This window comes from Bacteroidetes Order II. bacterium, assembly GCA_016788705.1.
In the GTDB taxonomy this organism is placed as follows: domain Bacteria; phylum Bacteroidota; class Rhodothermia; order Rhodothermales; family UBA2364; genus UBA2364.
This window is the reverse complement of sequence record JAEUSQ010000027.1, coordinates 31423-57053: the sequence shown is the minus strand read 5'-3', so window position 1 is coordinate 57053 and position 25631 is coordinate 31423. Positions and strand designations below refer to the sequence as shown.

At 43.8% G+C, this 25631-nt stretch carries 21 protein-coding genes; 13 read left to right on the top strand and 8 right to left on the bottom strand.

Annotation, left to right across the window (positions count from 1 at the left end; all coding sequences use genetic code 11):
- The first annotated feature begins 236 nt into the window (after positions 1-236).
- Positions 237-3908, top strand: coding sequence for a multifunctional oxoglutarate decarboxylase/oxoglutarate dehydrogenase thiamine pyrophosphate-binding subunit/dihydrolipoyllysine-residue succinyltransferase subunit (locus tag JNN12_07160; GenBank protein MBL7978103.1), 3672 nt, complete (start codon positions 237-239; stop codon positions 3906-3908).
- A gap of 288 nt (positions 3909-4196) precedes the next feature.
- Complete coding sequence (locus JNN12_07155) at positions 4197-4805, top strand: outer membrane beta-barrel protein (GenBank protein MBL7978102.1); 609 nt, start codon at positions 4197-4199, stop codon at positions 4803-4805.
- Between the two features lie 55 nt (positions 4806-4860).
- Here the strand turns inward: JNN12_07155 and JNN12_07150 are convergent, their stop codons facing one another.
- Complete coding sequence (locus JNN12_07150; protein ID MBL7978101.1) at positions 4861-5247, bottom strand: transmembrane 220 family protein; 387 nt, start codon at positions 5245-5247, stop codon at positions 4861-4863.
- Positions 5248-5677: 430 nt separating this feature from the next.
- Between JNN12_07150 and rpsU the strand changes: the two genes are divergently transcribed.
- From rpsU to JNN12_07125, 5 genes are all read left to right on the top strand, one after another.
- Positions 5678-5878, top strand: a complete 201-nt coding sequence (gene rpsU / locus JNN12_07145; GenBank protein ID MBL7978100.1) for a 30S ribosomal protein S21 — start codon at positions 5678-5680, stop codon at positions 5876-5878.
- A 359-nt stretch (positions 5879-6237) separates the two neighbouring features.
- The gene (locus JNN12_07140) at positions 6238-9075 is read left to right on the top strand and encodes a DEAD/DEAH box helicase family protein (protein ID MBL7978099.1); all 2838 of its coding nucleotides are present in this window, start codon (positions 6238-6240) and stop codon (positions 9073-9075) included.
- Positions 9076-9086: 11 nt separating this feature from the next.
- On the top strand, positions 9087-11009 hold the full coding sequence (locus tag JNN12_07135; GenBank protein MBL7978098.1) for a hypothetical protein: 1923 nt from the start codon (positions 9087-9089) through the stop codon (positions 11007-11009).
- 14 nt (positions 11010-11023) lie between these two features.
- Entirely contained in the window at positions 11024-12712 is a 1689-nt protein-coding gene (locus JNN12_07130; protein MBL7978097.1) for a DEDD exonuclease domain-containing protein, read from the top strand.
- Positions 12713-12733: 21 nt separating this feature from the next.
- Entirely contained in the window at positions 12734-13672 is a 939-nt protein-coding gene (locus JNN12_07125) for an aminotransferase class IV family protein (GenBank protein ID MBL7978096.1), read from the top strand.
- Here JNN12_07125 and JNN12_07120 read toward each other — a convergent pair.
- The 3 genes from JNN12_07120 to JNN12_07110 form a co-directional block, all read right to left on the bottom strand.
- Positions 13628-14866 (bottom strand): patatin-like phospholipase family protein, encoded by a 1239-nt coding sequence (locus JNN12_07120; protein ID MBL7978095.1) that lies wholly within the window; start codon positions 14864-14866, stop codon positions 13628-13630. The genes JNN12_07125 and JNN12_07120 overlap by 45 nt on opposite strands.
- A gap of 106 nt (positions 14867-14972) precedes the next feature.
- Positions 14973-15572, bottom strand: coding sequence for a phasin family protein (locus JNN12_07115; GenBank protein MBL7978094.1), 600 nt, complete (start codon positions 15570-15572; stop codon positions 14973-14975).
- 17 nt (positions 15573-15589) lie between these two features.
- Positions 15590-16057 (bottom strand): polyhydroxyalkanoate synthesis regulator DNA-binding domain-containing protein, encoded by a 468-nt coding sequence (locus JNN12_07110; protein ID MBL7978093.1) that lies wholly within the window; start codon positions 16055-16057, stop codon positions 15590-15592.
- 184 nt (positions 16058-16241) lie between these two features.
- Between JNN12_07110 and JNN12_07105 the strand changes: the two genes are divergently transcribed.
- Both JNN12_07105 and JNN12_07100 read left to right on the top strand, forming a co-directional pair.
- The gene (locus tag JNN12_07105) at positions 16242-16562 is read left to right on the top strand and encodes a hypothetical protein (GenBank protein ID MBL7978092.1); all 321 of its coding nucleotides are present in this window, start codon (positions 16242-16244) and stop codon (positions 16560-16562) included.
- 581 nt (positions 16563-17143) lie between these two features.
- A complete protein-coding gene (locus JNN12_07100; GenBank protein ID MBL7978091.1) occupies positions 17144-17518 on the top strand; it encodes a hypothetical protein in 375 nt (124 codons plus the stop codon).
- A gap of 150 nt (positions 17519-17668) precedes the next feature.
- Here the strand turns inward: JNN12_07100 and JNN12_07095 are convergent, their stop codons facing one another.
- Positions 17669-19348 (bottom strand): tetratricopeptide repeat protein, encoded by a 1680-nt coding sequence (locus tag JNN12_07095; GenBank protein ID MBL7978090.1) that lies wholly within the window; start codon positions 19346-19348, stop codon positions 17669-17671.
- A 591-nt stretch (positions 19349-19939) separates the two neighbouring features.
- Complete coding sequence (locus JNN12_07090) at positions 19940-21355, bottom strand: L-serine ammonia-lyase (protein ID MBL7978089.1); 1416 nt, start codon at positions 21353-21355, stop codon at positions 19940-19942.
- Between the two features lie 455 nt (positions 21356-21810).
- Between JNN12_07090 and JNN12_07085 the strand changes: the two genes are divergently transcribed.
- From JNN12_07085 to JNN12_07070, 4 genes are all read left to right on the top strand, one after another.
- Positions 21811-22137: a YtxH domain-containing protein gene (locus tag JNN12_07085; protein MBL7978088.1), complete on the top strand. Its 327-nt coding sequence runs from the start codon at positions 21811-21813 to the stop codon at positions 22135-22137.
- A 1-nt stretch (position 22138) separates the two neighbouring features.
- Entirely contained in the window at positions 22139-22930 is a 792-nt protein-coding gene (locus tag JNN12_07080) for a YaaA family protein (GenBank protein MBL7978087.1), read from the top strand.
- Between the two features lie 22 nt (positions 22931-22952).
- A complete protein-coding gene (gene udk, locus JNN12_07075; protein ID MBL7978086.1) occupies positions 22953-23576 on the top strand; it encodes a uridine kinase in 624 nt (207 codons plus the stop codon).
- Positions 23577-23824: 248 nt separating this feature from the next.
- A complete protein-coding gene (locus tag JNN12_07070; GenBank protein ID MBL7978085.1) occupies positions 23825-24937 on the top strand; it encodes a UDP- glucuronosyltransferase in 1113 nt (370 codons plus the stop codon).
- A 32-nt stretch (positions 24938-24969) separates the two neighbouring features.
- On the opposite strand, the gene JNN12_07065 is transcribed toward JNN12_07070, so the two are convergent.
- Entirely contained in the window at positions 24970-25242 is a 273-nt protein-coding gene (locus tag JNN12_07065; GenBank protein ID MBL7978084.1) for a transposase, read from the bottom strand.
- A 62-nt stretch (positions 25243-25304) separates the two neighbouring features.
- On the bottom strand, positions 25305-25445 hold the full coding sequence (locus tag JNN12_07060; GenBank protein ID MBL7978083.1) for a hypothetical protein: 141 nt from the start codon (positions 25443-25445) through the stop codon (positions 25305-25307).
- Positions 25446-25631 lie beyond the last annotated feature (186 nt).

Here is a 25631-nt window from a genome sequence, read left to right as displayed (position 1 = left end):
TAATTTATTAAATAAGGCATTTCAATTGATTTGCCTTATTTATTTTGTAATTTAATTATTTTTTCTGTGTTAATTATTGTTCTTTGGATGTTCCCCGAAAATCTGTTGATAATTCAAAGGTTTTTCTTTGGAAGATGGCCGATTCTGATTGATTATACCCAACCATCTATCCCTGCAAAACGTTTTTTATCTAATGGGTTCGTACCCTAAACATTCGACAAAACCCTTTTAACACCGTGGATAATTTAGGCTATAATACCGGGTATATCGAGGAACTTTACAGCCAATACCTCCAGAACCCGCAATCCGTTAGTGGCGTTTGGCAGGAGTTTTTCAAAGACTACCGTCCAGAAGCTGCCACACAAGCCAGTGCACAGTCTCGAGCTGCATACGAGACCGCAGTGGCCACGCAGGAACAAAAAAAGGAGCAAACGCCGCAGATTCTACCGCCATCGGTGGTACCAAAACAGACGGGGCGAAGCATTAACTACCCGCCCATACCACCGCAAAGCGAGACGGTTTGGTTAAAAGGAGCACCAGCTCGGCTTGCTACGAATATGGAAGACAGTTTGTCTGTCCCAACAGCAACCTCGTTTTTTACGGTTCCAGTAAAGTTGATGGCAGAAAACCGACGGCTGGTTAATGAGTTTCAACGAACCAGAGGCGGAGCAAAGATTTCGTTTACACACATCATTGCTTTTGCAATGGTACAGGCGCTAAAAAAATATCCGAACCTATATACGGCTTATCGCTTCGAAGGGGAAAAGCCTTGGCATGTCAAGCCAGGTGGGATTAATTTAGGTATTGCCGTAAGCACCACCAATAAAGATGGCAGTTCTGCACTGGTGGTTCCAAATATTAAAAATGCCAACGAGAAAAACTTTGCCGCATTCGTAGGTTCGTTTGATGATCTGACCAAACGGGCGCGTCTTGGTAAATTAACGCCCGAAGACTTTGCGGGTACAACGGCTTCGCTCACCAATCCGGGCATGATTGGCACGTTTGCATCGGTCCCACGTCTGATGGTTGGTCAAGGGCTGATTGTGGCTACGGGAGCGATTACCTACCCACCCGAATATCTTGCTTTGCCGCCAGATGAACTAAGCCGAATGGGCATTTCTCAGGTGATGGGCCTAACATCCACTTATGACCACCGTATTATTCAGGGTGCAGAAAGTGGTGCATTCTTGGCATATATCGGTAAACTTTTGTTGGGTGGCGAAAAATTTTATCACCAGATTTTCCGAGATCTGGGTCTTGCCCAACCGCCCTTTTCCATTGCCATGGATTCCACGCCTGGGATTGGCCGTGGAACCTATAATTCTGAGCAAGAACTTATTCGTAAACAAGGCCGGGTGATTCAGTTGATCCGCGCTTACCGTTGGCGTGGGCACCGCTTGGCGGACATTAATCCGCTGGGTTACGATCCACCGCACATTCCAGACTTGGATCAGGCAGAATATGGCTTGTCTATCTGGGATTTAGACCGTGCCTTTTTCTCCGATGGCTTGGGTGGTAAAGATGAAATGTTGCTGCGTGATATTCTCGATACGCTCTGGGAAACGTACACCCGTAAGGTTGGTGCGGAATTTATGCACATTGCGGATCCGGTAGAGAAAAAGTGGTTGCAAGACCGCATTGAATCGCATCGGATGCAAGACCCCCTTAGCAATGCACAAAAAGTACGAATTTTGGATAGGCTCAATGCTGCCGAAGCCCTCGAAAACTTTATCCATACCAAATATATTGGTCATAAACGCTTTTCGTTAGAAGGCGGGGAGACCATGATTCCGATTTTGGACCGCATTTTGTGTGATGCCGCCGACCAAGAGGTGAAAGAGGTGGTGATTGGTATGCCTCACCGTGGACGGTTGAATGTACTGACCAATATCCTCAATAAGCCTTATGAGCGTCTCTTCCGCGAGTTTTCTGGCATGATAGATCCGAATACCATGCATGGTTCCGGTGACGTGAAGTACCACTTAGGTACTTCGGGGACATTTGTGGCACCAACTGGTTCGGAAGTAAACGTCCGCTTGTGTGCCAATCCAAGCCACCTTGAAGCGGTTGGCCCGGTTGTGGAAGGCATGTCGCGGGCCATCCAAGAGATGTACTGGGTCGAAGAACATAACAGTAATGTGAATTTTGACCGAGTGTTGCCCATTATCATACATGGAGATGCCGCTTTTGCTGGACAAGGCGTGGTTGCCGAAACGTTACAGATGAGCCAATTGACAGGGTACCGCACAGGAGGGACCATTCATATCATCGTAAATAACCAAATTGGATTTACGACGAACCCCGAAGACGCGCGTTCCAGCCAATATGCTTCGGATATGGCCCTCATGATCCAAGCTCCCGTGCTACGGGTAAATGGGGACGATCCGGAAGCATGTGTACGGGCAGCCCGGCTTGCTATGGACTATCGGCAGGTGTTCAACAAAGACATCGTGATAGATATGGTTTGTTATCGCAAATACGGCCATAACGAAGGAGATGATCCGAGTTACACGCAGCCGCTCATGTATGAACAAATCAAACGTAAACGCTCCGTTAGAAACCTATACCTCGAATTGTTGGTGCGTCGTGGAGACTTGACCATTGAGCAAGCCGAAGCAGCGATGAATGCGTTTCAGGCAACCCTTCATTCGGCGTTCGATCGTACCAAAGAGCTGGTGGCATCCGACGAAAAACCAAAGGCGAAACCCAAATATCAGTTCCGTTATCCAACGGCAATTGGCCTTGATAAAGTGGACTTGATTGTTAAAGCGCTATCAGAATGGCCTTCTGATTTTAATGTGCATCCCAAATTAAAAAACCAATTCTTAAAACGGGAAAAGACGTACCGCGAAAATGGTTCGATAGACTGGGCGTTGGGTGAAGCCATTGCTTTTGGAAGCCTTTTACTCGAAGGCCACAAGGTTCGGATTAGTGGGGAAGACTCGCAACGTGGCACATTTAGCCATCGGCATTCGGTCTTGCACGATATGGAAAGCAAAGGCGTGTATGTGCCGCTTAACCATCTGTCAGAAGAACAAGCTCCTTATGCAGCTTTCGATTCTTTCCTTTCCGAATATGCGGTTCTGGGCTTTGACTATGGCTTCTCGGTAGCTGATCCTTCGGCACTGACTATTTGGGAGGCGCAATTTGGCGATTTCTTTAACGGTGCGCAAATAATTTTTGATCAGTTTATTGCTGCTGCCGAGGCAAAATGGAATCAGCACTCCGGCCTCGTTTGCCTCCTGCCACATGGCTATGAAGGCCAAGGCCCCGAACATTCCTCTGCCCGCTTGGAGCGTTTTCTACAAGCCTGCGCTGAAGAAAATATTCAAGTGTGCAATTTTAGTACGCCAGCAAATTATTTCCATGCCCTCCGGCGTCAGGCCAAAATGGAGGTGAAGAAACCCCTGATCGTGATGTCTCCTAAAAGTTTGCTGCGCCACAAATACGTGGTGTCAAAGCCCGAAGACTTCACAAAAGGTGGGTTCCAGCCGCTTATTCCTGCGGTTTCTGATCCTGCCCAGACCGAGCGACTCGTATTCTGTAGCGGAAAGGTCTATTTTGATCTCCTGGAGCGCATCGAGTCGGAAGGGGGGACGCTTCAAGGAGCGAATGTTGCGCTTGCTCGCCTGGAGCAATTTTATCCATTCCCCGAAGAGGAGGTGCTCGCCGAAATCAAACGCTATAGTCGGGCAAAAGATGTACTTTGGGTACAAGAAGAGCCGGAAAATATGGGTGCATGGCGGTTTGTTCAGCCCTACCTGAATGCGCAGATTGCCAAGGGGAACAAAAGGGCGAAAGCTGTTCGGTATGTGGGCCGGAATGCCTCGGCAAGTACTGCAGCAGGTTTGGCACAGGTCCATACCCGCGAGCAAAATGAAATTTTAACAGGGGCCTTGGCCTTCTAAGCAACCTTTCGAAACGGATATAAGCCGCCGGGGAGTGCCTCTGGCGGTTTATGTTTTTTGGGGAATAGCTTCATGAAGTTCCGGTGATACTTGGTGGATATTGGGATGGGTCAGATCTATAAAGTTTCGGGTATTAATGTGTAATTTTTTGGAATCGACGCCAAACGTATATATAAACGAAGCAAGACCAGAAACCCTTTTTGTTTCTGTTGGTATATGCTTTAATTGTATTACGCCTATTCTTATTAGTAATACCAAAACCTTTGATCCACACAAATGATTGCTACCATGAAAAAACTTTATTGGGGCTTTGTAGCCCTCATTTTCCTCCTGACACCTGCTGCGAATGCCCAATTTGGCATTGAAGGCGGGCTTACTTTCAACCAACTCTCGGATGCAAAAGTCAACAATGTGACCGAATCTTTTGAAAGTGCACAAGGCAAGCATCTGGGTATTTTTTATGGAATGGGCCGTAATGTAGGCCTGCGCCTTGGTCTTCGCTACTCAGATGCAGAAGGTTTGTACAAGGGGCTTTCTTCCGGAAATACGGAAGGATTCAAAGCAAGTTTTGTAGAAATGCCTGTTGATCTTCGGCTGCGGGTAAATACGCCGCTACTCAAGCCCTATTTGGTGGCAGGTCCTTTGCTCCGTGTAGCGGCTGGTTCCGATAATGACGAATTTAAGGATGCCATCAAGTCTCTTAATGTTGCAGCCAGTATTGGGGGAGGCGTAGAATTGCGGCTGGGAGGCCTTAGTCTCTATCCCGAAATTAACTACACCGTTGGAGTGTCTTCGTTCTTGAAAACGGGTGCAACCGTCGGTGGTATCTCGATAAACGCAGCGGACGACAGCCAACTCAATCAGTTCGTCATTAAATTGGGCATTGGTTTTCACTAAGTTGGCCTGCCAAATAAAGTGTTTTAAAGCCCTTGACACGGTGTCGGGGGCTTTTTTAGTGGGATTTGAATTTAAAGGTGGCCCAGGATAATACCATCATCCACAAAGAAATAATGATCAAGCCCCCAACTTCTCGTTCTACTTCGATCACAGGATCGGTCATCTTCCAAGACTCAAACATGCGACCCCAATCTGTCTTTCCCAAAAAAATCGGCGCAATGTCTGCAACCCATAAAGCCGCAATCCCAACCAAAATCAGCGGCACCCACCATGCCAAAGCACCACGTCCACTTTGGATACAAACCGCCGTTGCCATTAGATAAATGACCGTCCAACCGATGGGATCGGGGTCATTATATTGCAAAATGGCGGATGAAAAAAATAAGAGAGCAAAAACCATATTCGCAATATGCAGGTTTTTAGGAAAAATGGTACTGAACATCGCGAAAAGTTATAAATGGTTCATGAGGACGAGTGGTTAAAATAAGAAAAGGGCCTCTGGTCTGCAACAGAGGCCCGCGTCATTCAAGGTCTGTTCGACACCACCGCCTTCGTCGAATCAGACACACTATGATGTGACCTCGCTTTGATGCTTCTACGGGTATATAGCGTTTAACGTAATATCTGCTTAGAGGTGAAAAAGCACGAATCGAGAACCCAACCCATTTCCCTAATTAGCTGAGGTGATTGATCTGTGTTTGGGTGTCTAATTTCCTGCAAAAACTTCCATAGAGCTGTTCAAACAACGACATCGGTGGGGAAATAGCCTCCTAAGAATGTGAATCTTCTTTGCGGTATTGAAATTAGTTGATTTTTTTTGTTTATTGCAGGGCTTGAATAAACAATTGTAAAAATTAAAAACCTAAAAAACCTTGGTAGGGATCAAAATTCGGGAAAACGAGTCTATAGACCGTGCCCTTCGCCGCTTTAAACGCACCATCAACCGTAGCAAAGTGCTTCGAATCTATCGTGAAACACTTGCCTATACAAAGCCTTCGGAAACCAATCGTTTAGCCCGTCAAAAGTCTGACCGAGTAGCCCGAAAAAACAGTCGCGAAGAATTCGAATTTTAGTATCACGGTTTTGCATGTACTGATTTGGTCAAAAGAATTTTGTTATTTTACCTAAGGCAATCTATTTGATTGCCTTTTTTTATAGCGCTATCCTGCCTAACAGAGGATTGATTTGCCAATAAGTAGGTTTTTTTGAATAGTTTATGTTATGGATGTCGAATCAAGTTGGGCATGACGGGCTTTTAAGTGCCGAGTACGTCATGCTCGCGAAAACGGGAATCCATTTTGTAAAATGCTTAACATAAACTATGTTAACACAGCCTGCTTAAATAGAAAAAACATTTTATAAGTTTAAAAAATATTTTAATTGGTGTAAATGCTGTATAAATAAGTGCTTAATTGTATTAATCTTTGTCTAAATGGGTATTGAAGATTTATTTCAAAGGCTAAAAGTTTCCAACCGCACCCTACATTCGGGTAAGTTATTACTTTCGCCTTTGTGGTTTCGTCTGGATGTCTCTCCGGAGCATGGGGGACGGCTAATCATCCTGGGGCCGGATAAAAAGCCTGTTTCTTTCTTACCAGATTATCTGGGATATGAAGGGGAGACACGACAAGTGCTCAAAACATTGTCCTATGCGTTCGGCAAGAAGCCGTCCGGAAATGATTGGGGTGAAATTTGGAGTACTGCTAAAGGAACAGAAGTGGAGACTTCTTATGTGATAGATGAAGTACCCCTCGTTCTGGAATACTTGCGACATTCTGCGTTTTTTATAACCGCAACTGGGGCAGCGGTCAAATATGCTTCGGAAAAGGCAAAATTAGAAATGCACCTGTTAGAATCTGATGAAATGGGTGTTTGGAAGGCGAAACTCCAACTTCGGGAAGGAGAAAAAGTACTCTCTTCACCTTTGATGGTGGCGGATGGCTGGGTTATGGTAAGGAATAGCCTTTACGAAATACCACCGCTCGGGCCGACGTGGAATGAGCTTCAACATCTGGAGGCCACGTTAGAGACCAAAGACATTCATCCGTTCTTATGTATTCTGTTCTCTTTGTCGCAACACATTTCATTGGTTTGGCAGCAATATGAAACGGTTTGGGATAAATTGCTAAAAGTTCGGGTAGGCCTTTTTTTTGATAAAGTAGATGCGCTTGATGCCCTCTATCTGCGTGTGTCTTCAGCTATTCCAGGGGAACTACTACCATCTGCTGTAGCCTCTTTGGTGAGTGTTTCCGTCAAAATTGATGACCTTGAAAGCCGGATTGTGGTGCGCCCAATTCAGACGGAGCCGCTTGGGGAGGTATTTCAGGTCTTGGAAGGGTTGCTTGGAAAACTCCAACGGACGTTAAGCAAAGCAGGGAAACAAGATTACGGGTTTATTCGAGAAGGGGATACGTTGCTGATTGAAAGAGGGTTGGCCCATGAATTTGTTTATAAACATCTTTACAGCTTGGTACAAAAATATCCGGTATTTGGTGCAGAAAAGCTAAGGTCTTATCGAATCCGTTTTGTCACGCCCAATTTAGATATGCGATTAGATAGTGGGATTGACTACCTCGCTGGAGATGTTTCTCTTACGTTGGAAGGGGAACGATTCTCGTTGTTTGATGTTTTGACGGAGGTGCGCCAAGCAGGATACGTACAGTTGGGCGATGGTTCACAAGCGCTGATTAATGAGGCTTATATTCGCAAATTAGAGCGGATTTTTTCGGATGTAAACCAAGAAGGTGCTCGGATTTCGTTTTTCGATTTACCCATTGCGGCTTCGATGATCGAGCAGCAATTAGAAGGAGCGACATCATTACCAGAGGTATGGTCGGTATATAAAGGATTTAACCATGTCCAAGATCGGGATATGTCCCTCAATCAGTTTCAGGGGCATTTACGTCCGTATCAAGAATATGGGGTACGGTGGATGGATTACCTCCGGGAGCATGGCTTAGGAGGGTGTCTGGCAGATGATATGGGGCTTGGAAAAACGGCTCAGGCCATTGCCCTGTTGAGTACGGTTTATCCGGCAGAACAAAAGCCTTCGCTGGTAGTAATGCCCACTAGCTTGTTGTTCAACTGGGAGGCTGAACTAACAAAGTTTAACCCCAGCCTACGATTTTATACCTATTACCGCCAAAATCGAGATTTAGATGAAGCCTTCAAGCATCAGTTAATCCTGACAACCTATGGCATGTTACGGAGTGATATTGAGGCGTTTAAGGACCGAAAGTTTCATTATGTGGTGCTTGACGAGTCTCAGAACATTAAAAACTTACAGACACAGGCGACTAAAGCTGCCTTGATGATCAAGGCCGACGTGCGTCTCGCCCTTTCTGGTACACCCATCGAAAATAATTTGAGCGAACTGTACGCTTTGTTTCGTTTTTTAAACCCTGCTATGCTACGAAGTGAGCAAGATTTTTCTGAGCGTTACGCCACTCCCATCCAAAAAAATCAGGACGAAGAGGCTGCACACGAACTAAAGAGAAAAATATATCCCTTCATCCTCCGACGATTAAAACGCGAAGTGGCCAAGGAACTACCAGACCGTGTAGATCAGACACTTTGGGTGGAAATGAACGACGTCCAACGGGCTTTCTATGAGCGCCGACGTCGGTACTATGTGGATACCATCCAAAATCAGGTAGCCAAAGACGGCATCGCCAAAACACAGTTCTTTATTTTTCAGGCATTGAATGAACTTCGTCAGATTGCAAGTATTCCCGAAGCGAAAAGCGATGGCCGGATCCGGTCGCCCAAGCGCAGTGTTTTGATGGAGCAATTGACAGATGCGGCATTGAATGGGCACAAGTCGCTGATATTTACCCATTATTTGGCGGGTGTGGAAGCCATTGGGAACGATTTGGAACAAGCGGGGATTCCCTATGTGAGCATGACGGGAGCAACTTCCAACCGACAAGAACTGGTGCAACGGTTTCAGGAAGATCCCGAAACCAAGGTTTTTGTTATGACCCTAAAAACAGGGGGGACGGGTCTTAACCTAACTGCCGCCGACCATGTGTTCATTTTTGATCCGTGGTGGAATACCGCTGCCGAGCAACAGGCAATAGACCGGACACACCGAATTGGCCAGGATAAAACCGTATTTAGCCATAAACTTGTTACCAAAGGAAGCATTGAGGAAAAAATTGTTCAACTTCAACTACAGAAACAAGCCTTAGTAGAAGCCATTATTAGTTCAGACGAAGGGATGCTTAAGTCACTCTCGGAGGATGATATTTTGTATATTTTTGGGACTTAACAGAATAAAAGATGGCACACCAGCTAAGACGTGGACGCCCAAGGCGCGTTATCGAAGAAAAAGTCCTGGGTAGATCTTCACAAGGTATTATTCAATCCGAAGAAGAAGTTATGGGTAAATCTCCAGAAGCTATTATTCAATCTGCATTGCTAAGGGATAAAGGTATAGAGTCATTAAAAATTTTCTACGATGACTATATCCTGCCTTATCTTGTTTCTGATGCCGGAAAAGTGGATATAAAAATTCCAAATGTTTGGTTAAAACCTATTAAGCAACCTTCTAAAAAAGCATTGGCCACTGCTATAGCTACTATTTGGGGAAACCGGACATCTTTTTTACGTTTTTATAATACACTTCCCGAAGAAGTGAAAACAATCTTCTTTCAGGTTGCATGCTTTGGTTCGTTATCGGCACGTTCTTTAAAAGAAAATTTTGGCATCATTTTTTATCAAACCAACCAAGAAAATTATTATCGAGATGTAGAAAGAGCATATGAAATATTCCGTAATAGTAGTAGATATGGTTATTCTTCATATACCAATGCTTATGATGTGGATCTTAGTAAAGAAATAAAAAAGATATTAAGGGAGTGGTTCAAAAGTATTTTACCCTCTAAGTTGCTATATGCTGAACAGTCAGAAATATTAGCAGATTGGCAACGCTATGATATAGAATCTGACGGTCATGCACCTTTACATGTGAATACTTTGGTGACTTATTTTAGGGAAGTAACTATCCAGAAAACTGCAACCAATAAAATTTCGATATCTACGCTTAAAGAGTTGAAAAAAGTAGCAAAAATTCAAGAACTATATAAAGAAAATAAAGGACCTCGTGCATTCGTTATGACGAATTTATTGGCGAATTTATTTATTAATTTAGGTATAAAAATTCATTATGATCAACCTTTAGTGATATTGAAACATATTTTAGATGCTTTGTTTATGATGCCAAACCATATAACAAAGAAGATATTTTTTTCGTATATTTATAAACCTAATACCAATTTTTCTTTTGATGAAAACTTACAACCCGTCTTGCAGGAGTTGCAGGAGTTAATGCGTAAACTTGAAAAAAAAGTATGGTATTCTCCGCTACATATTGCCCAATGGATGTATCACATGAACGATGTTTTTTTTAGTTATATTCAATCTTTTTCAGTTAAAGATCTTTATCTGGATTCAGCCATTAGAGAGAATGATAAGATTAATTTCATAAAAAAAGAAATATCTTTTTCACAAATAATTGAGGTTTTGGCACTACCATTTGTGAGATCATTCTTTTCTATTATGGCTTCCTTGGGTTTGGTTGAAATTGCCTATACGGACCCCATTAATGATGAAATTCGTGTTCCAGATGAGGAGTATCTTACTCTTTTTGATGGTATTCAATATGTACGATTAACTGATTTAGGCGCTTATTTCTTTGGTCAAGCACCCACATATGTGTATAAAAAGGAAATTGTTGAATCAGGAAAAACCAATATAGAACTAGATCCGGATTTTTTGATGATCACGATTTCCAAACCCGACAGCATTAAAGAGGCGAACTTAAGTAGATTTGCCGAACAAGTGGCTACGTGTCGGTTTCGGGCAGATTTTCGGAGCTTTCTGAAGAACTGTACGACGGTCGAGGAGGCAAATGAGCGGATAAAAGACTTTCAGCGGGTAGTGGAGGTGCCGATCACCGAATGGCCAATAAATTGGTTGGAATTTATTGTGAAAATAAGAACAAGAATCCGTCCCATACGGGCTGTTGCGACTTATCAGGTTTTTAAATTGGATGATGACCCGGATTTGTTGCAGTTGTTCCTGACGGATCCGGTATTGTCTAAGCTTATTTTACGCGCAGAAAACCGTCATATAATGGTTGAGCATGCGCATGTTTCCGAGTTGAAAGGCCGTCTTGGAGTATTGGGCTATTTAATGCCATAACCACGCTATTATCTGTGACGCTTTTAACCAATCACACCTTTGTGGTATTTGACACAGAAACGACTGGCATGAAGCCGGACGAAGACCGTGTGATTGAAATAGGGGCTATTAAATTGGTGAATGGGGTGGAGGTGGCTCGTTTTTCCCAATTAGTCAATCCGGGCAAATTTGTGCCCCGTTTTATTACCGAAATCACAGGCATTCATACGGCGATGTTGGTCAATATGCCCCCACCGGAAGAAGCATTTATGGATTTTCTGGCCTTTGTGGGAGATGGGGTTTTGGTCGCGCACAACCTTTCTTTCGACGATGGATTTGTGTCGGCAGAATTGGAGCGGGCCGAGTTGCCAGCCTTAGAGCAAAAAAAATTGTGTACGTTGCGGCTGGCGCGTCGGTTATTGCCACGTCTTCCTTCTCGCGGTCTAAAAAACTTGGCCAACCATTTTGGTATCCGCATTGTCAACCACCACCGGGCCACTGCAGATGCCGAAGCTACCGCCAAAATCTTTGTACAATTGGCACGTATCCTCGATACTGAATTCAATATCAGCACCATTGAAGAGGCAATTCGTTTCCAATACAAGTCTTATGCGCAAACGAAGGGGGAGCCCAAACACATTCCCATTATCCGAGAAAAAATCTTGCCCCAAATTCCAGATCTCCCCGGTGTTTATCGAATGTATGATCGGTCAAAGCGGTTGATTTATGTAGGGAAGGCAAGGCGTTTAAAGGATCGGGTAACTTCATACTTTCGGGCCATTGAAAATCACCCCAAGAAAACCCAAAATCTGGTGCGGGAAGTGCGGGACATTAAGTGGGATGCCTTGCCGTCAGAGCTGGATGCCTTGCTGTATGAATCTAAGCTCATCAAGCAACACCTGCCTAAATTTAACCGTGCATTGGTTCGGTATAAAAATGCACCGTTTATCTGTCTCAATAGCCATCTTGCATTCCCAACGGTTGGATGGAAATATGTGGTACTAAATGATGGAGCCGAGTATTTTGGGCCTTTGGCAAATCGTGAACAAGCCGAGCAGACTTTGGAATGGATTAACCAGCTTTTTCGCCTAAGGGAGTGTGACGAAAGTACGTTTAACCGGAAAGCGGTCTGCATTTATCACGAAATGGGTCGCTGCGAAGCCCCGTGTGCAAAACCTGAAGCGAGGGTAGCGTATGCCGATCACGTACAAATGGTGCGGAATTTTCTAATGGGCGAAAATGAAAGTGTTCGAACGGCCTTGCAGCATAAGATGAAAAAAGCAGCAACGGCTTTAGCCTTCGAGGAAGCACGATGGTTTAGAGATCAATTACAGATGTTTGATCGGATATTGCAAGGACGGAAGCACATTGCCGCGCCTGTCCGGGATCATAATGGAGCGTTTGTGCTTATGGAAGAAGGCGCGCTGTTGGTACACCTTATCCGTTTTGGAAAAAAAGTGGAGACACTTCGGTTTAGTCCGCATGGCTGGCAAACAGAACAGGTCTTACATCTGCTTCAAGCCGTTGTGGAAGACCAGTTTTCGCCCCACCGTAAACCTCCTGAACGGTACGGCCAGAAAGAGGTAGATGAAATCCGGATTCTGGCACACTGGATGTATTGTAATCGTGGTAGATTTCATCAAATCCCTTTTACCAATGAATTGGCCTTGAGCGATTTTTTGACTATGCTCCATACTGTTATTCAACAAACCGCCCTTTCATAAACCTTTGACGACCTCGAATTCATGTTTACTGTTCCTGTTTTCTCCTCGCCTTTTATTGGTCTTAATGGCGATGTGGTTTCAACAGCCGATGCCAAACTGCATGTAACCGACTTGGCCTTGTTGCGCGGTTATGGTGTTTTTGATTTTATGCGGGTGGTCAATGGGATACCCCTTTTTGAGGATAGGTATCTGGCACGTTTCCAGCATTCTGCCGCGCTCTTGGGGCTTGAAATACCGCTTTCTATAACAGCACTGAAGGCACATATTTATTCATTGATTGCGGCCAATGGTCATCCGAGCGCTGGTTTGAGGTTGGTTTTGACGGGTGGCTTCTCGTCGGATAGTTACCATCCTACGACTCCTAATCTGATTGTGCTTGATGCCCCCTATCCAGCTCCTAAGCCGGAATACTATACCGAGGGCGTTCTCCTAATTGCCCATCCTTACGTCCGGGAAATAGCAGAGGCTAAAACGCTCAATTATATTGTTCCGATTAGGGCTTTGCCACAGATTCGTAAAGCGGGAGCCTTTGATATGTTGTACATTGACCCGGAAGGATGGATTACAGAGTCTTCGCGGTCAAATTTCTTTTTGGTAACGAAAACGGGGGTGGTTGTAACACCCCATGACCGCATATTGCGGGGAATAACCCGTGGCGTGATTTTGGAATTGGCGCAAGATCGGTACCCCGTAGAAATGCGGCCCGTACACATAGATGAATTACAAACGGCCCAAGAGGCATTTGTAACTTCGACAACCAACGGTGCTGTGGGGGTGGTGCAGTTGGATGCCCTGAAAATAGGTAATGGGCAAGTGGGGTCGGTTACCAAGGCGCTTCATCAAGCTTTTTTGGCTTATGGTGAAGCATACCTAACACAACAGAGAACCAAAGGGAACCTTTTAAGTTTGCGGGAATCATACACCTACGGTTTTTCGGAGGCTTTGAAGCACCATGTCTAATTTTTCAAAAGTGTTCTGAGCTTCTTCAAAAAAGGAGCTTCCTTGATTTAAATCGTGCTCATTATACAGCGATCGTGGTTTTTTGAGGCCCTCGATGTCTAAACGCAGTCCGTGTTTGGCCAATTTGGGCTGGATGATCTCTGCTTGTTCGAGCAAATGGGTGCGGGTTTTCTGATAGGCATGTTCAGCCACCTTGTGACGGTTCGAGAAACTGAATATGTTCGAGAAGAAAACTTCGTCATCGTCCATTCGGGGTTCAATCAGGATGGTGTCGGCATCGGGATAAAACATTTTGTACCGTTCAAACCCCGTCTGCATCCTGGAAAATACCAAGACACGGAATGTCTGCGACATTACTGCGGGAAGTCCGTAATCGTTTAAGTGTTTGCCTTCTCCTTGTACTTCACCGGAACGGGTGTTGATCGGCACGATTGGATTGATACAAAACAATAATTTAACGCCTTCTTTCAATGCCGCAGATGCATGGACCGTGCGGCGAGCAACGCCATCTATGTAATATTTTTTTCCGATTTTTATAGGAGTGTACAAACCGGGTAAGGCCGTACTCGCCTGAACAGCTACGGAAATGGGTACCTCATCAAAGCCCGTTTCCCCAAAACTCACCAATTCCGCTGTGTCTAAGTCGGTGGCAACAATGCGCAATTTTGCTTTGAGCTTTCGGAAATCATTGCTCCTCCCCACTTTAGAAAATACAAACCGTAGGTACTTTTCTAAGTTTTTATTGTCAAAAATACCTGCTGGGATAACCCTGCCGAATCCCCCCAAGGATCCCCAAAGAGACCATTGGGTAGGGTGCTGGAAAAGGTATTCTACCGACTTCCAGACTGCTTTTGGAATATTGGAAAGCCGCTGGATATATTCGTCTATGGCAAACCCAAAAAGTGTATTGGGCTCAAAGTTTAATTCGGCTTCTTCTGCATGGCCTACCACTGCTTTGCTAAGCGCACGCACGGTTACCCCATTTGCCAAACAGGACGTCAGGAGTGCACCGGAACTGATGCCTACATATGTGCTCATCTGATTCAGGTCTAATCCGACAATGGCATCTTGTAAGGCGTTAAGGGCGCCAATTTCATAGATAGCACCTTCTACCACACCTCCTGCGCAAGCCAAGCCAAGTCCACTATAGTCAATGGTATCCGCTCCGTTGGCGGCAGAATTCGGAACGTTCATGGGAAAATTGGGTTTGTGGAAACGTTTTTCCAGAGGAAGATAAAAAAGGCGGACCTATTCCGCCCGCCTTTCACTTCAATTTAGTTGAAACGGTTGCTTAGGGGCACTATACAACAACCTCAACTTTTACTTCTTCAACTTTCATTGCTTTCGTCGCTTTTTTGGGTGCAGGCACTTCTTTGGTCGCTAATAATGCGGTCAGTTGGTCCACCTTGTGGGTCAGTTCGGTAACTTGTACATTGAGGGTTCTCACTTCGCCTGAGGTGGGTACGCCAAAACGGGTAAGGGCATCTGTCACCACATCTTGTACCGGAGAAATCATTTTCTCAACCGGATCCAAGATGAACTTGGTGGCTTCTTTTTGCCATTTGGTGGCCTGCACTTGCATATCTTCTATCCATTTTTTGATTTCCGCAAGGGCTTCTTGCTGAAGTGACTCCCCCTTGTCAATCAGTTTATCGGCATAGGCTTCGCCTTCCTTCATCAGGTCTTGGGCTTCTTCGTCCAAATTCATTGTGCGGCGTTGAAGGGCTTGCATGTAATCGGCTACTTCTTTGCCTTTTTCTGCAAACATGTCAAACATTTTATTGCCTTCTTCCTGCGCAACGGCAAAGGCACCGAGGCCAGCAAAATAAAAATCACGGCTTTTGTCCGCCAACTCGGTGGCCAATTTGTTGATGTCGAGGGTATTCGGGGTCGGTTTCATGGTTAGACTCCAGTTTATTATGAATTTGATGGTTTTTTTTGAACTTCTGCGGCTGGCAAATCGGTTTGTGAGACCAATTTCGCTACGGTTTCTTCTAATTGTTTTAGATGGGTGCGCAACTCTTCCAGTTCCGTTTTTTCTTTTGGCGTTGGAAGCCATGCGTTTAGCTGATGCAACGAGGTGTTTAGCAAGGTATCCACATTGGTACGGATGTGACTAACGCTTTCTTCCAAAACCGAGGCGCCACGACGCACCAAGTCATGAAGCAAGTCCGTGGGTATGAGGCTGTTCCCCTTTTTTCCTTCATCCAAGATGATCTGGGTAAGGGTAGCATTTGTCAAGTCATCCCCAGAAACATTGTCTAAAACCTGAATGGTTTCACCTTTTCGAACCAATTCGGCCAATTCAGGTAGTGAAACATATTTGCGTGCTTCGGTGTCGTAAAGTTTCCTGTTTTCGTAACGTTTGATGATATGGGGTGTCATGGCCGAATCTTTTTATTACAAGATACGCTTACCATGACGCGTTGCGCAATATAAAATTAGACGCGTTGCGTTAAGAATTGATGATTCTTTGATGCGGTGCGTTAGGTATTGAGAGGTGATCTTTATTATGACATGGAACGGAGTCTTTGATGAATCGTATCAGCATTGTCGAAAATGTAGTGCAATGCTTTTTATTTATTCTGAACGTTCCAATTTTCGGTTTCCGGAAAAACGCCCGTTTTCCATTTGGCTGATGCTGGGATATGGTCTGGTGGGCTTGCTCAATGGTGGTATTATAGGAGTGTTCTTCGCTACCTTTTGGGCAGGCTCTGATCCACATCTGCAAGTCAAAACGGCACAACTTATCATCCTTTACTTCAGTGCCCTGGGACTTGGTTTAGGAATTCTGGCCTATGCGCTGGTGCATCTGTATGGCCAAAGAATGGGTTACCATCCTCCCAATACCTCGTATCAACCCCCTGAATGGGATTTGCAAAATTATTAGACATTATGTTACGCTAACTTTATAAGTATATGCGCGAAGCTATGAAATACGATCACTGGTCAACAATGCCCGGTCGCTTCTTAGCCATGACAGGGCACACGCTCTAACAAGTTAATGCGTTGTTTCCTTTTTTTGAACAAGCACATCAAGCCCACTTCAAAACGTTTGATCTGAATGGAAAAGGACAAAATAGTTATCGAAAATTTGTCCGTTACTCCAACAGTCCTTCGCCAACGATTCAAGAGCGACCTGTCTTTATCTTGTTTTACCTCAAACTCAATCCTCTACAAGGAGCACATACCGATTCGATTTGTTTCGTCTTACCCAAAAACAATGCTCACAACTTACTCATGGCCTACATATAGCTCTGAAAAAGGTGTTGGTTCTTGCACAAACAATGCCTTTTAGAACGGATGAAGCCTTACAATAAGTCTTAACCACAGTAGAAGATAAAACCTTGCTTAATAACTGTACGACGCGCAAAATACTACGTCCACAAGGTCGAGAAAAACAAGAAGTTATGTGTAGTGGTAAAAAAAACAGACATTGAAAAACGCAGTCATTACCCACTGTACTCTGTTATGTATTGTTTTTTTCCTTCGGTTCCGAATAAAATACATGATAAAAAGGTAGCAGATACCTATTACACGATTCCATCAGGATTTATGGTATGCCAAGATACGGCTTATCAAGGTTTGGTGCCCGATGAAGGCAGGATTCATCAATCAATCAAAAAACCTTGTCGTCAAGGATTGAACAGCGAACAAAAAGCGCTCAATCGAGAAATATTTCGTACACGAGCGCATGTCGAACACGCCATTGGAAGCATAAAACGTTTGCGTATTCTCAAAGATGGATGCCGATTAAGAAAGAACAATTTTGTAAAAAACGCTTTCGCTACTGGGGCAGCATTTACACAATCTCATAACCTCAATTACACCACTTCAATACCCTAAAATAAACTGACATAATGTCTATTGATGAGGTCTTATTGTTTATAAAGACGAATTTAAGTTCAATTAAAAAAACACTGTTTAGCACTGAACCCGCCATTTTGCCACACGACCGAAGTAATTAGCTAAGTAAACTGATATTACTTGCTGTTTTTATTTGTTTTCAATTTTTCTTAATTCTTGTTGGGCATCTTCTTTAAGCCAGCTGTATTTTTCTGTTTGTATTGTACTCCAGATATTGATTGCAGAATGAAAATCATTTTTTGCTTTTTGATACTCTTTTGTGGTCGAATATATTTTCCCCCTTTCAAAATACAAATATGCTTGACCCGTTTTTTGAATTAAAAAAGTGTACGTTTCAATAGCATTATTATACCTTTTTTCTTTCGTTGCTAGTTTAGCTTTTTCTACTTCTGTGTCTTCATTAAATGAAAACGCAGAAGTAGTGTTTTGTGTTGTATTTGTTACTGTTTTAAGTATATTATTTTCAAAATATCCTTCCTCAATTTTTCCATTCATGTAAGTGTATTTCCCATAACCTGTTCTATAGCCATTTTGCCAATCACCAATATAAATATCACCATTGGCCCATTTATAAGTCCCTTTTCCGTGTCGGTTATTATTTAATAAGTCGCCAGTATAAGTGTCATTGCCATATTTATAAACCCCGAACCCTTTTGTTTGCTTGTCATTTAACCACTCTCCGTCATACATTTCACCAGTTGTCCACTTCATTTTTCCTTTTCCAGTCCTTTGTCCATTTACAAAATCCCCTTCATAGATTAAGGCCGTATTATTTGCCCATTTGTAAACACCTTTTCCAGTCCTTTGTCCATTTAGCCAATATCCTTCATAAGTATCTCCATTAGTCCATTTATGCAAGCCTTTTCCGTGATATTCATTGTCTTTAAAGTCACCTTTGTAGAAATGGTTAAAACTTGTTGTCGCCTCACCTTTACCATTTGCTTTTCCATTTTTTATCTCGCCGCTATAGTAAAGAATTTCACCTTTGTAAGATGGCCTTTCAAAGGTTAATAAATTATTATTTAAAGGATCAGATTGTAATGCAGCATTGATATTTATTGTTTCTAATTCCTGTTTAGCAAGTAAAGCATAAGAACTATTGGGATATAATTTGATAACATTTCCCAAATCAATTTTAGCTTTATCTGAATTACCTAACTTTGAGTTAGCAAAGCCTCTATAAAAAAGGGAATGTTCACTTAGCGGTTCTTTAAAGTACTGTAATGCTTTGTCGTAATGTTTTTTTACTTCTATTTCATTTTCTTTTTCAGAGTATAAATAGGCTTGGTCGCAGTACCAATTTGCTAGTGCATTATTTGCATCGTTGTAAAATTCCTTAACGCCATAGTCATTGGTGAATTTATAATTCGGATTGATATTGTACATAATACTTGCATATTCTAATGTTTTTTCCCAGTTGAGCATTGTTGCGTAAGTTTCTGCTATTAGTTTGTAAGTAGTATATACATTTTTATCTGAACTTATAGAAATTGGTGGCTGCGACTCAAGGTAATATTTGAAATAAGATATTGCTTTTTCGGCATTGGTTGTCAATGCAGGAATGCCAATAATAGAAGTTAAAGGTGTTTCTTTTTGAATCTTTCTTAAGTAACATAGTCCAATATTAATGTTTACAATTTTGTCCTCTGAATTTGATAGTTTATGTACTACATAAGAATTAATTGCCATATCATAGTTGCCATCATTGTAATACATATCACCCTGTATTAAATAATCTTGATTGGTAGGTTGGGCAAAAATTTGTCCGAATATTGAATTTAAAAATAGAACTATAATAGATTTTTTCATCTGTTTTGCTGTTTAAATGGTTTGTTTTCAAACATAACAATTAACTTAGTTGTCTTATCCTTTTCGCTGTATTTTTTAGTGAAAAAAACTTGGAAGGGTTTCTCGATATTCTGTTTCCCTGATTATGTAGGTGTAACGCAACATCATTTTACAATACACACCTTTCCTTATCAGCGAGTGGAAGTTTAACCATATTTAGCCATTACAATATAAAACTTTCTAAAGTAAGGGTGCAACTTTTTCAGGAGGTAAATATTTTGGGAAAGTGTTCAAAAATGTGAAACAGGGGATAAACCCATAGAAGGAAAATGAAATATGTTATGTGGTTCTATGGGAAATAATTTGTGGAAGGTGTAGATGGGGTGCAGATTTGTATGTCTTCGGAGGGGGAGCATGGTGTAAAGTCTAAAGTGTCTGTTTTATTATCTGCGCTTCAGCTTGTTGCGCTTCCTTGCTTGTCTGTTCTAAAGTCAAAACCGCTCATGGCGAAATAACAGCATTCTGGGACCGTCAGGAGCGATTGCTAAAGGTTTTAAAAAATAATTTCTTATAATTAAACAAGTGTTTTTATATTTAAAATCCTTGTATGGATCAGCACTCAATCACGCTCACGGGAATTCGGATGGCCAAGCCGCCTTCCGAGGTTTCTTTGTACTTGGTGTTCATGTCCAAGGCCGTTTCCCACATAGAGTGGATCACATCATCCAAACTTACTTTGGCTTGTGCTGGATCGCTCTCTAAGGCGATATTGGCTGCTGTAATGGCTTTGATTGCCCCCATTGTGTTCCGTTCGATACATGGAATTTGCACCAAACCTCCAATGGGGTCGCATGTCAGCCCCAGATGATGTTCCATGGCAATTTCGGCAGCCATCAGCACCTGCTCTGGGGAGCCACCCAGTGCTTCCGTCAAGCCAGCCGCCGCCATTGCCGAGGAAACCCCGATTTCTGCCTGACAGCCTCCCATTGCTGCCGAGATCGTAGCACCTTTTTTGAACAAACTGCCAATCTCACCCGCTGTTAAGAGAAAACGGGTTCGGCCTCCATCGGTGGCATCACAGAAGCAAGTATAATACATTAAAACCGCCGGAATCACTCCTGCTGCTCCGTTGGTAGGTGCCGTTACCACGCGTCCGAAGGAGGCATTTTCCTCATTCACGGCCAAAGCAAAACAAGAAACCCATTTTAGGGTACTTTGAAAGGACTTTACCTGTCGGCAAATGGCATCCATCCATCGTTCTGGCGATTCAAAAGAACGGTCTCCGAGAAGTTTTTGGTTAAGTTTTGCCGCTCTCCGGCTCACCGAAAGCCCGCCCGGCAAAATGCCATCCGCATAACAACCTTTAAAAATACAGGCTTTCATGGTTTCCCAAATTCTATCCAAACCTGCTTGGATTTCGGAGGTGGTGCGCCACGTTTTTTCGTTTTCCCAAACCACCTCTGGGATAGTTCGTCTCATATTTTGGCAATAGGCCCGTAATTCGTCTGCACGTTCGATGGGATGGGGCAGTGCCACAAAATGTGCGGCATCTGCTTGGCCTTCCTGAACCACAAAACCACCTCCTACGGAATAGTAGGTTTCCTCGAAAGTCTCTCCGTTTTCCAACCAAGCAATGAACGAGAGGCCATTCGGATGAAACGGCAGCGTCTCTGATTTCCGAAAAACCACATCGTCGTTATACGCAAACGGTAACGTGTACTCGCCATCCCAGACCAAGGAAGCGCCGTTTTTAAGGTTCCTAAAACGGGCCAATATGTCGGACGTATTGCAGGTTTCTGGATCCTCGCCACACAACCCTAAGACAACCGCTAAATCCGTTCCGTGTCCGATACCCGTTTTGGCCAATGAGCCATAGAGCAGGCATTGTAACCGTTTGGTATGGTAAAAAAAACCTCTTTTCTTACATGCTTGGGTGAATTGCTGTGCCGCCCGCCAAGGACCCATGGTATGGGAGCTGGAAGGCCCGACGCCAATCTTAAAGATATCGAAAACGCTGATAGATTCCATTTGCCACTCCGAAGGATAGGGGTTCCTGATGCTCTAAACTAAGGTGATTTTCTGTAGGGTACAACTACACCAATTGTAGAACCGGTCAAGCGTTCCGTTAGACTTTTATGAACCGTATGTTTGTGTTTGTTTGAATGGAGAAAATGTATTATTTTAAAAAGTTCAAAACAGCAACTGATTATTCCACGTTAAACATAGGAGACCGACTCATGCCATGCGGTAAGAAACGGAAGCGCCATAAAATTGCGACGCACAAACGGAAAAAGCGTCTTCGCAAGAACCGTCATAAGAAGAAGTAACGGTTCTCCGTGTTCGCAATAAGATCCAAAAAACTGTGAGGCGCCTCGCAGTTTTTTCTTTTTATATTGGGCAGAGGAGTGGATCAATCCGTTTTTCAAAGCGTTTTGACTCAAAATAGTGACTTTTGTACCAAACACCTTTTAATCTATAAAGCTATGTCGAAAGAGCGAAGCAATGGGCTTTTGGGCTTTCTTGTCGGAGGCGCATTAGGATTGGCCGTTGGGCTGCTGATTGCGCCAGAACAAGGTGAGAAATTGCGCCGCAAAGTGGCGTATCGCGTAAAGCAAGGCGCCCAACAAATTAGTGCCTTGCTGGAAGCAGTCAAAGAAGAAGAGGACATGGAGAGTGTCGCCCGCCGCGATGCACAAGAAGTAGTGGAGGTGACAACCACCGAGGCCCAACAGCTATTGGCCGAGATGGACGAGGTGATGAACTCCGCACGCATGGCCAAGAATGCGGTGAAGGACGCGACCTTGAACTAAAATGCCTGGTTTTTGTGTATTGATTCCTCCAGCAGAGGGGAAAGCATCCGGTGGTTTGGAGCCAAATGGGCATCCACATCCCTTTGAGGGTGGGTTTTCCTGTTTGCGCCCGGCACGTGAAGCGTTGTATGATCGGCTGTTAACCGTTCAAAAAAGTGGTGTTGCACTGGATAAACTTTTTGGCGTTCGAGGTAAAAACCTCATAGACGCCATCGTGGCCAATGAACAACTTGCACATGGCCGAGTCCTTCCAGCATTAGATCGGTATGCTCCTGGCATTATGTATCGGTCGTTAGATTTTGCCACGCTTCCACCAGAGGTACAAACGCAGTTATTAGAACACACCCTTGTATTTTCGGGATTATTTGGTCTTTTACGAATAGATGATTTGATCCCCATGTACAAACTCAAGATGGACGCAATTTTGGGTACGTATGGGCGGGTCTCTGATTTTTGGAAGCCGTTTTTACAACCCGTCCTACAGGCCGAAATGGCAGATAAGACGGTTTGGGATTTGCTTCCTACGGCCCATGCGGCGGCTTGGACAGACAGTGGGGGGTATCGCTACCGGGTACAGGTTGCTTTTTTGGAAGAAAAAAATGGCCGTCGAAAAACCGTTTCGCATGGAGTAAAGCCGTTGCGCGGAGAATTAATCCGTTACCTTGCCATACATCGGCTCACAGTACCGACCGACCTCCGATATTGGATACCTGAAGCTGGTTTTCAGATGGATGCCGATGCCACACAAACCAGTTCCGATGGAAAAAGAATAACCCTCGTTTTTGTAAAATAACCCCGTGTAAACGCGATTCGAGATGAAGAAGCCCGTTATTATTGGCATCGCAGGTGGTAGTGGTTCTGGTAAAACAACCGTACAACGCCGCGTTATGGAGAAGTTCTCGCCAGATATTGCTGTTTTAGACCACGATTCCTACTATCGGGACCTGAGCCATCTACCTCATGAAGAACGCACAAAAGTAAACTTCGATCACCCAGACTCATTAGAAACCGAGTTAATGGTCCGACATGTGGATTCGCTTCTGAAGGGGTTTGCCGTCGAAAAGCCAACCTATGACTTCAGCAATCATAGCCGTGCCGACAAAGTAGAGAGAATTACGCCCAAGCCTGTTATTATTGTGGAAGGGATCCTAATTTTTGCAGAGCCAGCATTACGTAAACGCATGGATTTGCGGGTGTTTGTAGATGCTGACCCTGATATTCGCCTTATTCGTCGGATTCGCCGGGACATACATGAGCGTGGGCGTTCTATCGAATCTATTTTAACACAGTACGAAAAGAGCGTGCAGCCTATGTATATGGAATTTGTAGAACCTTCCAAACGCTTTGCAGACATCATTATTACCCGTGGCGGTCACAACGAAGCAGGAATTTCCATGCTGCTTGCACACGTAGAGCAACTTGTGGCCACCAATGTCTAAACATCAGGTCATGGTTTATCCTGCCAAGTCCTACGGTTTCTGGTGCTTGCAAACGCCTCGGTGGTCTAAAATAAATAGGGAAAGATTTGGCCGAAAAGTAGCCCCGGCACTGCAAAGAAGTCCAGAAAAAGCATACGTTACAATTTCGTGATCTTTCCTTCATCTGGCCGAAACAAGGACGTGCAGTTTCTCTTAAAATTGTTTGGTATATTTTCAGCACCCCTTTTAGATGCTAAATCCCCGCATCCTTGACGACATACCCCGCTACACCACCTCTTCGGATTGCCTTTATCGTCCAAGGTGAAGGCCGTGGCCACATGGTTCAGGCAATTGCACTTCAGAACATATTCAAAACTGCCGGACATCAAGTTGTGGGCGTATTGATTGGCCGCTCTCACCGACGAAAGTTGCCAGTTTTTTTTGAAACTGCTTTTGAGGGTCGTTTACATCATTTCGAGAGTCCCAATTTTATCACCGATGAGGCGGATAAAGCGATTCGGGTGATGGCTACCATTTTCGATGGGGTTTGGAATGCCCGAACATATTTAAAAAGTCTCCGACAGATTCATGACACATTGGAAGACCTAAAGCCAGATCTGGTATTCAATTTTTTTGACCTGATGACCAGCTTCTATGCCGTCCGGTTTCGGCCAAAATTTCCCATTATCGGTATTGCCAATCAGTTCCTTTTGCATCATCCCGATTATCCGAAGCCCAAGGGAATGCTAAAAGATTGGTTGGGGATGCGTTTATTGGTTTGGGCCTCCAGTTGGTGGAATCAAGAGAAATGGTGTCTTTCTCCGGTCCCACTGGCGGACATTCGCCGAAAGCGCCTTGTGGTTATGCCTCCGTTATTGCGAGAAGATGTACAAACTCTGACAAAAACGGCCACAGAAGACTTTGTGCTGTCATATGTAATTAATAATGGATACGCACAAGACTTGTTAGAGTGGCATCGGCAGCATCCAGATATTAAGGTACATTGTTTTTGGGACAACCCCAAAGTACCGCCCGTGTACCAACCCCATCCGAACTTTACCTTTCATCAGGTGGATGCTCAGTTATTTTTAGACTACTTAAACCGTTGTAGAGGGCTTGCAGGGACGGCGGGTTTTCAGACCACTTGCGAAGCGATGTTTTTGAAAAAACCTTTTATTGCAACGGCGGTTGCGGGCCAATATGAGCAGGCGATGAATGCCTATTTTATCGAACAAATTGGCCAGGGTATTCATGCACCCAGGTTGTCATTAGATTGGTTTGCTGAAAACAAAGACGCTGGTTTGCGTCCGCATGTAGATGCTGCATGGCTTGTGAACCGAAGCCGATTTGTAGAGCGGTTGGCTCAGGTGGCGAATAAATAAACGGGGTTTATTCTACCTTGCTTTGATGAATGTCAAAGTGCGAACAGGATTACATGAATGAATAAAAAGTGACAAGGCAAATTTGATGCTCTAAATCCGCTTTGGTATGCAATTAAGGTGCACACCATATGAGCAAAACTATTCTCTACTTTACGATGACGAGTATGCTCTAAATCAAATACCGAAGTTAAAATGTCATTCACCGACTCGATTACCCCGCGCTTTTTCATTAAGGTAACGTTATTGAGTGCCACAAGCACTTTTGACTTCTTCATGTTTTTACGAGGTTTTACCAGTAGATGCAACCCTGGATCGTAAAACGTAGAAAATAATATGGTCTGATATCATGAAGTTTGAAGCCAAAGAACTACCCCATAGACGATTTGCCTTTTTGAGCTAAATTTTTAAATACTTGATGCTGATCTTTGCGTTTTAGGCGGCATAAAGGTAGTTTTTTTGAATCAATGAAATAATTTCCTGTGCGGATACTTTTGCTACAAGTCCACATCAGCCACAAGAGTAAAAGCGGAGATACCCAAAAATGTAAAGTAAAAAAATATGGTATTGTGGTGCTTTAGGAAAGTATTGTTTACCTTCTGCCCGAATAAAATCGTCGTAATAATACGTGAAATTCTTATATCCTGAATAGTGGTCGAAGACCAAAATGGTTGCCATTTCAGATCCCTTTAAGGTT